General features: G+C 56.6%; 12 protein-coding genes. 11 read left to right on the top strand and 1 reads right to left on the bottom strand.

Annotated features, from left to right (window positions below):
* The 9 genes from JNN07_24195 to JNN07_24155 form a co-directional block, all read left to right on the top strand.
* Window positions 1-140, top strand: a 140-nt coding sequence (locus JNN07_24195) for a hypothetical protein (protein MBL9170855.1), incomplete at its 5' end; no start/stop codon positions are given.
* Between the two features lie 508 nt (window positions 141-648).
* On the top strand, window positions 649-1,071 hold the full coding sequence (locus JNN07_24190; protein ID MBL9170854.1) for a hypothetical protein: 423 nt from the start codon (window positions 649-651) through the stop codon (window positions 1,069-1,071).
* A gap of 23 nt (window positions 1,072-1,094) precedes the next feature.
* Window positions 1,095-1,511: a hypothetical protein gene (locus JNN07_24185; GenBank protein ID MBL9170853.1), complete on the top strand. Its 417-nt coding sequence runs from the start codon at window positions 1,095-1,097 to the stop codon at window positions 1,509-1,511.
* Window positions 1,512-2,055: 544 nt separating this feature from the next.
* Window positions 2,056-2,553 (top strand): ankyrin repeat domain-containing protein, encoded by a 498-nt coding sequence (locus tag JNN07_24180; protein MBL9170852.1) that lies wholly within the window; start codon window positions 2,056-2,058, stop codon window positions 2,551-2,553.
* 1,257 nt (window positions 2,554-3,810) lie between these two features.
* On the top strand, window positions 3,811-4,200 hold the full coding sequence (locus JNN07_24175; protein ID MBL9170851.1) for a hypothetical protein: 390 nt from the start codon (window positions 3,811-3,813) through the stop codon (window positions 4,198-4,200).
* A gap of 83 nt (window positions 4,201-4,283) precedes the next feature.
* Window positions 4,284-4,712, top strand: coding sequence for a DUF4304 domain-containing protein (locus JNN07_24170; GenBank protein MBL9170850.1), 429 nt, complete (start codon window positions 4,284-4,286; stop codon window positions 4,710-4,712).
* Between the two features lie 1,096 nt (window positions 4,713-5,808).
* On the top strand, window positions 5,809-6,201 hold the full coding sequence (locus JNN07_24165) for a hypothetical protein (protein ID MBL9170849.1): 393 nt from the start codon (window positions 5,809-5,811) through the stop codon (window positions 6,199-6,201).
* A 96-nt stretch (window positions 6,202-6,297) separates the two neighbouring features.
* Window positions 6,298-6,696 carry a hypothetical protein gene (locus JNN07_24160; protein MBL9170848.1) on the top strand — a complete coding sequence of 133 codons (399 nt, stop codon included), beginning with the start codon at window positions 6,298-6,300 and terminating at the stop codon, window positions 6,694-6,696.
* Between the two features lie 191 nt (window positions 6,697-6,887).
* Entirely contained in the window at window positions 6,888-7,100 is a 213-nt protein-coding gene (locus JNN07_24155; protein MBL9170847.1) for a hypothetical protein, read from the top strand.
* Here the strand turns inward: JNN07_24155 and JNN07_24150 are convergent.
* The gene (locus JNN07_24150; GenBank protein ID MBL9170846.1) at window positions 7,079-7,225 is read right to left on the bottom strand and encodes a hypothetical protein; all 147 of its coding nucleotides are present in this window, start codon (window positions 7,223-7,225) and stop codon (window positions 7,079-7,081) included. The two genes, JNN07_24155 and JNN07_24150, sit on opposite strands and share 22 nt — an antisense overlap.
* Window positions 7,226-7,246: 21 nt before the next feature.
* Here JNN07_24150 and JNN07_24145 point away from each other — a divergent pair, with 21 nt between their 5' ends.
* Both JNN07_24145 and JNN07_24140 read left to right on the top strand, forming a co-directional pair.
* Window positions 7,247-7,687 carry a hypothetical protein gene (locus JNN07_24145; GenBank protein ID MBL9170845.1) on the top strand — a complete coding sequence of 147 codons (441 nt, stop codon included), beginning with the start codon at window positions 7,247-7,249 and terminating at the stop codon, window positions 7,685-7,687.
* Window positions 7,688-8,215: 528 nt separating this feature from the next.
* Entirely contained in the window at window positions 8,216-8,557 is a 342-nt protein-coding gene (locus tag JNN07_24140) for a hypothetical protein (GenBank protein ID MBL9170844.1), read from the top strand.
* Window positions 8,558-8,826 lie beyond the last annotated feature (269 nt).

The raw sequence follows: 8,826 nt of genomic DNA, 5'->3' as shown, positions 1-8,826 counted from the left end.
ACCACGAACGCGTTCACGACGACATACCCGATTCAGAGCGGGCCGCGCGCGTCGCCAATTCTCTCACGGACTATGTCCAGAGCTGCCTCGACGATCCTGATTTCCCGTATGATTACCACGAGGCCAAGAACCGGGCCTAACCATGCGCTCATCCGAACGCCGGGAGCTCACGCGGGTAGGCGTACTGGCCGCTCTGCCCGGCGTCGGATAGCTTGGCGTTATGCGCAAAGATCGCACGCCATGACCTTGCACGAAGCTAGAGCGTATTTGCGGGATAGCGAGGCGGCGTTTGTGAGGTGGTGCGAGGCGTCCGCCGAGCTGTGTTCATCGCCGGAGTCGTCCTTTGAAGATTGGCTGCTTTGCCTTTCCCGACGAGGGCTTCCGGCAGAGACCGGGGCCTGTAAGCTTTACGTCGTGACTAAGCGACCGCGTCGAGATGACTCGATTGATTCGTTTGTTGTCGATGGCCGAGACTGGCGAGATTATTTGAAGAATGAGGGATTTATAGCATAACAAGCCCACTCGATCCAACAGCCCTTAGCCTCCGAGTTTTTCACATGACCACCGCTCCTACAGTCCCGGTTTCGCCCGAGTTGGTTCTCGGTCGGCGGGCTGTGGCTCAGTGGGAACGTTCGGCGACTTGAGCCTATGGGTATTCTGATCGTAGCTACGTTTTTCGTGGGTAGCCTGTGGCTGTTGATCTCTCTTCTCCGTCGCCTGAGACGGATTGGACTCGGCGGTTTTTGGTGGTTAGCTCTCGCCGTCATGCTCCTACTCGGCAGCTTGGCTGGGTATTGGTGCGCGTTTCATCTCGAGTATCAGGCCGGTGCTCGTTACCGAATAGGGAGTTTTCCAATTCCTGTGGTATTCTTCCATCTAGAGGATGGTCGGTGGGTGGACTTTCCAGTGCCCGAATTTCAAGCCTGGGCCACCGTGTATACCAACGTCCTTACCTTGGCCGTTGTTTTTGCGTTACCCCATTGGTGTGCGCTCCTTTGGCTCGAGCGCAGGCGACTACGAGCGCTCGCCGAACAAGGCAGTCCAAGCAACGCCGCGGGGCGGCGTGCCTGACTTTTGGTCGTTCGGCTTAATCCATGCGCTATCACGATTTTCACCTTGCGGGGTATGAGGTCCGGGATTACGGCGGCACTATTTTGTTGCACTTGGTCTATGATTATACCGGTCGACCGAAAGAAGATTCGTTGATTCGGTTTTCGGAAGTTGCTGCTTACCACTTTGTGCATACCGGAGGTGCGATCATTACAGACCTCACGGAGCTTCCACTCTCTGATCTGCTTCTTCGAGTTGGCGATCGGCTAGTTGAGTGGTGGCGCCAGCACGGCGGCTATCACTTGTGGGACGATGATCGAGAGAAGTATGGAGCCAGGTTGGGGGAGAATGGCTATCGAGCTTGGACGATTGTTTCTGCAATTGGTTTTGAGGGTTTTGTGATCGCCAAAGCCGTAGCCGAGGAAGTACCGAACAAGCCCACTGGATCCAACAGCCCTTAGCCTCCGAGCTTTTCACATGATCACCGTTCCATCATCCCAAGTTTCGCCCGAGTTGGTCCTCCGTTGGCGGGCTGTGGATCAGCGGGGGCGTTAGAAAGCGACATGGAGCGATCACGATGCAGTTCCTTCGTATTGTGGGGGCTCAGTGCGTGCAGTGGTTTGTTACTCTTTGCGACTGTTCTCTATGCGATCGAAAACAAATCAGGACATACGGGATGGGAGCCCTATTCCGCGCTTGGGTTGTTTCTCCCCAGTTTCCTAGTAGGGGCATTCCTCTACCCACGGCGACACAGATTTGGTCTTTCGCATGCCGCTTGTATTACAGCCATGGTATTGGGCCTGGTTGGCACGATCACCATTGTCGGCTTGGACAGGACAAACGTCCTGGTGGAGTACCACCGTTGGATACGACGAGGGATGCCAGCGCGTTAGCTCGGTGGAGGCCTTCTAACGAGTCTCCTCCAGTGAACGCGCCGACAGCATCCAGGTTTCAGGTTGAGCGTCCATACCGGCGCGTCCCTGAGTAGTTTTCGTTCGATGTAATATGCCTACTTGGCGCATAACCCTGGCAGTTGCAGCCTTCATCTTGTTGACTGGGGGAGGAGGGTATCTTTATTGGCATCAGGCCGTTGCGCCTCGGCAAATGCTTGCGGCGATTCAAAGCGGAGACGTGCAACGGATTGGGCGTCTTGCTGCCTTCGGCGTGAACCCGGATTCCGATCTGTTTTTGGTTGGTGGGTTTATTCATTGTGCAGCAGCTAGCGGACAGACTTCGGCTATGGCACGACTTTACTCATTGGGAGCTAGACTTAATCGATTGGATGGCTATGGGGGTAGTCCGCTCCACGCCGCCGCACATTCTGGACACCTGGAGTCATTTGCATGGCTGTTGGCGCACGGAGCAGACCCTTCCCTCCGGGATCGAGACGGACTTACAGTTGCTCAGTACGTCACAAATGAGGTGCCGTGGCAGCAGCGTCCCGAGTTCATTTCGCTGATCATAGCCGCATCGAACCAGCCCACTCGATCCAACAGCCCTTAGCCTCCGAGTTTTTCACCTGATCACCATTACTACATCCCTGGCTTCGTCCGATTTGGCTCTCGGTCGGCGGGCTGTGGATCAGTGGGGTCGTTGGAACGATCGTTGAGTCAGTATGCACTCCAACAACAGTTTTGAGGCGAGTGGGGGTTGGTATACGGAGTATCGGATGATACGCATATGGACTCGGCGCCTGAAGATCATAACCGTATGCTGGCTCTTCGTCTCGCTGGCTGCCATTGGCTGGCTTTGGATGAAGCTCCCAGGCTCTGACAGTTCAGTCGCGGACGGCTTAAGCGTCCTCGCCCTATGCCTTCAAGCGGGCTTGATCGCAGCGACGTGCATTTTGCGAGTTCGAGAGCGACCAAGTAGCGTTGCAGTGCAGATTCCGAATCCTGACTACGATGTTCGAAAACTTTACTGAGGTTCCAACAGGCCCACTCGATCCAACCCCGACTCCGAGTTTTTTACATGATTGCCGTTCCCGCGTTCCAGGTTTCGTCCGAGTTGGCTCTCGGTTGGCGGGCTGTGGATCAGTGGGGACGTTGGGCCTGAACTCACGCTTATGAAAATGACGACCAACCTCATGAAGGTATCTATCGCGACAGGGTGCGTCGTGCTTTATTTTGGCACCTACTTGTCGCTCCTTCACCCTGTTCAAGCTGGGCCGCCGGGTGCTCTCCTGCGATTCGACTGCTACATCAATCCTCTGACGCGCTGTCAGGCAGAGCAGAATTCGATTTTCAATTCACTCTTTTGGCCGGCGCACCGGGTTGATGTCCTTCTCCGGCCACGATTCTGGTCCGACCTATGAGGCCCAACCATTCTACTCCAGTGAACGCGCCGATCGCATCCAGATTTCAGGTTGAGCGTCCATACCGGCGCGTCCCTGAGCAGTGGCGTTAGCCGGAGTCCTCAGTCCCCCTTCTTCTATATGACCTGGGAAGCATTTTGGATGGTATCCGCGCTCCATGCCTTCGTCAGTATAGTATTGCTGAGTCTGCTGGTCTCGAATTGCGTCCTCGTGTTGCGCGAGGGGCGAGCAGGTGTGGAGCGCTCCCGTAGATTCGTAGTTGTTTGGCGATCTCCTTGGCTTGCGCTAGGACTGATGGCTGGCCATTCCCATTGGGACGCTAGTTCACTCATCATGGTCTTCGGTTGTATTGTGGTTCTCGCTACATTGATCAGGGAGGATCGACAACATCCGACCGGCTAACGAGCCCACTCGATCCAACAGCCCTTAGCCTCCGGGTTTTTCACATGCTTACCGTTCCTACAGTCTCGGTTTCGTCCGAGTTGGCTCTCGACCGGCGGGCTGTGGCTCAGTGGGGGCGGTTCGGCGGTACCATGAACATCTTCGTGCTCTCAGCCATGGCGTCGCCCGTGGCGGGCGCAATAGCAGGTGGGGTGGCTGTCCAGGCCCCGGGTATCTTCTCGCTGACGCTGGGTGCTGCCGTGGGATTGATGATCGGTGCAGCGTTGTATTTCGCAGTCATTGGCCTTTGCTGCCTCCTGAGACGTTTTTGCCTGGCGGAGAAACTGAACTTGCTTGGATCACTCGCCTCCCTGATGGCGGTGCTGCTACCTGCCGCAGCACCGTTTGCGGCCTGGTCACTTTCCGTTCTTGTCGTCTCCAGAGTGATCGGCTGATGAAGAGAGAGCCGAACAAGCCCACTCGATCCCACCCCGACTCGGAGTCGGGGTGGCTCAGTGGGAGCGACGTTAGGTCTAGAATGAATCAAGCAGGTAAGTCATTCCTGGCGGGTCTGCACGCTCTGCATATGAAGCCTCGGGGGTACACCAAGGTTCGCGGCACTTTCTCCAAGACGGGCGTCGGTTACGTTAATCGAATAATGATCCAGGGGAGTGCCTGGAGCACTGATGCTGACAAGTGTCGGTTCTACATCAATTGCGGGATGGAGTTCAGTGATCTGCCACCACGGGTTCCCGCGCGTGATTTTCCAGGGACGCACTGTTGGGCACGTTCAGATGTCATCATGCCCGGTACTCCTTCGGAGTTCGACTATGAGATCGGGCATTCCGACTTGATCCTCGAGGTCGCGACTCTGATCTCCAAGGTGAGTTCAATCGTTGAGCGGAGATGGCCACAGTATCGTGAGGATTACCTGCGGACTGCTTCCCCCTGGATCACCGGGACCTAACCAGCCCGATTGAGGACAACCCCGACCAGCCCTTGGATTTGCCCAACCCGTCATGACCACTTCAACCCCTGTCAGACTTGCCGATCGTCACCGCACAGGTCGGGGTGCCTCATCGGGAGGTCGTTAGGTCACTTCCGCGCGCCATGAGACAAGTCACCAGACTACAGCTTGCATCACTTTGGATTTGCCTTCTCTACCTTGGAGTTGCGTTTGTTTTGATCGGCAGTCGTGCGATGTGGGGATTTCTGCGGCTGGCTTCTGAGTATCGCGAGGCTCAAGTGCCGCGAGAGATTTTGCTAAGTGTCGCAGATTCCGCGTCGCGAGATTTTCGTTTGCACGCCTTGTTGGTAGGAGGTGGCTTTGCGATGCTCGGTGTAGTTTTGGTATGGATTACAAAGAGTCGGAGAGTATGAGAGAGACGTGTCCTAACCAGGCTACTCCAGTGAACGCGCCGACCGCATCCAGGTTTCAGGTTGAGCGTCCTTACCGGCGCGTCCCTGAGCAGTTTCGTTGGACGGTGAAGAACGCGCTCCTCATCCTTTTGGGAGTTCTCTCGGTAACATCCTGTGCCGCGAGGAAAGAGTCGTGCGTCAGTTCCCCTCGTGCGGGCACCGCGACCTCTCTCCCGTCGTCGGACGCAGAGCGCACTCGATGGGAGCAACTTATTCCAGTTGGCGTGACCGAGACGGAGTTTCAAAGACTTGTCCGGGAGGATCCCTGGGCGTCTAGATGGTTACGTCCAGCTCGTACGATGGACGCGTCTGAAATCGCTCGCTGGGCTCAATCGCGAGCGGTATTTGTAGGTGGCATCCACAAAGATCTGGCGTTCCAAGAGGCTATCGCTGCCAACGGACCCTTTCGTTTATATTCCACCCAGGGCATACCGACCACAACGAGTCAGCTGACCGTTATCTGTGCCATGGACCCGAAGGGTGACTGGCGAGTCGTTTACCGAGCCGTACGTGCGAGGCCCTGTTTTTGATCGATCGCAACCGTTGTCCAACCAGGCTACTCCAGTGAACGCGCCGGTAGCATCGAGTTTTCAGGTTGAGCGTCCATACCGGCGCGTCCCTGAGTAGTTTCGTTCGGTCGTGGTATGCGCCTTCTCATTCCAACGCTGATGCTAGTCCTGCTTTGCGGATGCGGCCGGGAGATGCGCGTCCGCAACAAGGTGTATTCCATCCTCCCTCAGATTCAGCAGGACATGCAGGGGAGCGGAGTGGAGCAGGCATTCGGCCCCGAGATCCTCAATCCGTGGGTGCAGGTGTTGGACACCTCTAAGGTAGTCGCTCGTTTGCAGATCGCCTTGGATGAGATGCCTCAGTATCGCCGAGCCAGTTTGTGGATGCTAAAGGCGTACGCGTCCAACGAGAGATGGCAGGCAATTGCCGCTCGCTACGCCGAGCTTGCCGCGGGTTTACCGGACGTCGCCGGATACGGAGAGCATCCGAGAAAGACCGAACCAGCCACTCGATCCAACAGCCCTTAGCCTCCGCGTTTTCCACATGATGACCATTCTTGCATTTCCGGTTTCGCCCGAGTTGGTTCTCGGTCGGCGGGCTGTGGCTCAGCGGGGTCGTTGGGCATGAAGCGCGTTTGGACATCGAAGGTTCTCATCGCTTTCACGACCCTACTCGTTCTGGCTGCCTTCGGCGTCTTTCTATTTGTATGGCCTCCTGACCACACCGAGGTTCGCAACCAGAGCGGCCAAACCGTTACGGATGTCGTCCTGCAACTACGCGACCACAACAGTAACAGTAGTTGGGGCGTGACCAGGCGAGCTGCGACGCTTGAGCCAGGTGAGTCTTTGAGAGTCCGACACTCGCACAATGACAGTACCGCGGTGGTTGAGTTTGGGTTGGGCGGTCGGAGGTTTCGGCATGACAACGGATATGTGGACTTGTGGGCGGGCGAGGGTTATCGCTTCGATATTCAGCCCGATGGCTCAGTCAAGGCCGGCTATGACCACAGAGACAGACCCTGAATGGCCCAACAAGCCCACTCGATCCAACAGCCCTTAGCCTCCGAGTTTTTCACATGATCACCGTTCCCGCATTCCAGGTTTCGCCCGAGCTGGTTCTCGGTCGGCGGGCTGTGGCTCAGTGGGAGCGTTGGACCGACGCTCGACCTCGCAAGCATTCTCTTGTTGCGAACTCGGAAATTTTCAATTAGACGATGAGCATGACCAAGGAGCAGGTTCGGACCGCGATCAATGAGGGAGTGCCGTTTGTCATCAGGATGGCAGACGGAGAGAAGTATGAAGTTGTCGACCGTTACAAGATCGCGATCGGCAGGACATCGGTGGTGGTGCTCGGCGAGGGAGATGCCCCTCACATCCTTCCGCTGCTCACGATGACTGGAATCAGTTACCTGAAGAGCAAAGGATAGACAGCATTCCCCATGTCCAACCAGATCGTTGACCGAACCACCGCCAGCATCGGGGTTTCCGGCATGATCTCAGTCACTCCATCAGTCCCTTCGTCGAGCGCCTGCTTACGGCGGTGGTCGCTCACGATTGGTCGTTAGGCGAAAGCATGAGCTTCGACACCATACGACCGATTCTTTCAGAAATCATCGGAGCACTTGTCGCTGGATGGCTAGTGACGAAGTGGGCGCGCTGGGTGACTGCGGGTGTCGGCCGCAAGGGACGAGAGCGCTTGTTAGAGGAGCATAGACGGAGCATTCGTGTCGCCAACGTGCTATCGTTTTCCGGGCTGCTCGTCGCACTGGTTTGCTATTGGGGCGGCTGGTTGAGCCGGCATGACTGGAGAGGACTGGGACTGGGTGCAGGTTTGATGGCCTTTCTGCCGATCGCTTATATCACTGCTGCCTGCGCTTCTCGTGGAACTGAGACGATCAAGGAGTGTTTGGTTGCGTATGCAATTCACCAAAAAACTCCAACAGTATTGTTGTTTGCCGTTATGGCGCTGCTGATTATCGGTGGCGTGATCTCGGCGTTTAGTTTGTTCACATGAATCATTCGCCTAACCCGCCGGCTCCACCGAACCCGGCGATGGCGCCCCAGTTTCATGCCAGACACCGTGGGCGCCGGGTCGGTGAGCCGGGACGTTGGACAACATGACCACAGCCCATACAAGGGCCACCGTTACATGGCGGTGGACTCTCATCACCACGGAATTGCTTGTGGCTGGCTACATGGCCGCTGTGCTGTGGGCAGGGCGAGCAATACGAAGCCCAACGGGAGTAATCGATTTCTTTGGCATCGCTGCTTCCCTTGCCTGGGCGTTCCTTTTTCTTGGGAGTCCGTTTTTGGTGCGATCGCAGGGATGGCTCGCGATTCTCGGTTGGTGTATCGCTATGGCCACACTACTCTTGGGAACCATAGGACGATAGTATCACTGTCCAACAAGCCCACTCGATCCAACAGCCCTTAGCCTCCGAGTTTTTCACATGATCACCGTTCCTGCATCTCAGGTTTCGCCCGAGTTGGCTCTCCGGCGGCGGGCTGTGGATCAGCGGGGACGTTAGGCGGCTTCACGCGTATGGCAGACCACACATTTGAAACCAAGGCACGTCACACCGGCATTGAGCTTGGAGCGCGGCTCTTTCTGGTCGGTGGCACTTTGATGGCGCTGCTCTTTGTCGCTGTCGTCGCTTGCATGATGGCAGAGGATCATCCCATAGCAGGCGGCGTGGTCGGCATGTCTTGTGTCGCGGGCGGAGCGTTGTGGTGCCGGTTCATTCGTCCGCTTCGCACGCTTCCGAAGATTGTTTGTCCGAGTTGCGGCGGCAAGGCACGCATTGAGGGTTCTCTCGGCAGTCACGATTTGGTTTGCTCGCAGTGTGGTCGCCGAGCAGACACGACACTGAGGACAGATCTGTGAGAACTCTCGCCTAACCACATCGTCGACCGAACCACCGCCAGCATCGGGATTTTGGACATGATTTCCGCCACTACATCAGTTGCTCTGTCGAGCGCCTGCTTACGGCGGTGGTCGCTCACGATTGGACATTGGACGCATATGTCGCCTTGGTTGAAAAGTAGACGCAGGATTGCTGCAGCCTCAATCATAACGATTTTGGTGGGCGCACGGCTTGTCGTCCCGATTACGCCGGCAGGCGACTGGATGGGACCTTTAACCAAATGCGCCTG

The organism is Verrucomicrobiales bacterium, from assembly GCA_016793885.1.
In the GTDB taxonomy this organism is placed as follows: Bacteria; Verrucomicrobiota; Verrucomicrobiia; order Limisphaerales; family UBA11320; genus UBA11320.
The sequence above is the reverse complement of the archived record's forward strand: the minus strand, read 5'-3'. Positions and strand labels throughout refer to the sequence as shown.

Coding starts and splice junctions, on each gene's coding strand:
- JNN07_24175 (MBL9170851.1), top strand. CDS start 3,811: ATGCTTACCGTTCCTACAGTCTCGGTTTCGTCCGAGTTGGCTCTCGAC.
- JNN07_24170 (MBL9170850.1), top strand. CDS start 4,284: ATGAATCAAGCAGGTAAGTCATTCCTGGCGGGTCTGCACGCTCTGCAT.
- JNN07_24185 (MBL9170853.1), top strand. CDS start 1,095: ATGCGCTATCACGATTTTCACCTTGCGGGGTATGAGGTCCGGGATTAC.
- JNN07_24145 (MBL9170845.1), top strand. CDS start 7,247: ATGAGCTTCGACACCATACGACCGATTCTTTCAGAAATCATCGGAGCA.
- JNN07_24160 (MBL9170848.1), top strand. CDS start 6,298: ATGAAGCGCGTTTGGACATCGAAGGTTCTCATCGCTTTCACGACCCTA.
- JNN07_24140 (MBL9170844.1), top strand. CDS start 8,216: ATGGCAGACCACACATTTGAAACCAAGGCACGTCACACCGGCATTGAG.
- JNN07_24180 (MBL9170852.1), top strand. CDS start 2,056: ATGCCTACTTGGCGCATAACCCTGGCAGTTGCAGCCTTCATCTTGTTG.
- JNN07_24155 (MBL9170847.1), top strand. CDS start 6,888: ATGAGCATGACCAAGGAGCAGGTTCGGACCGCGATCAATGAGGGAGTG.
- JNN07_24165 (MBL9170849.1), top strand. CDS start 5,809: ATGCGCCTTCTCATTCCAACGCTGATGCTAGTCCTGCTTTGCGGATGC.
- JNN07_24190 (MBL9170854.1), top strand. CDS start 649: ATGGGTATTCTGATCGTAGCTACGTTTTTCGTGGGTAGCCTGTGGCTG.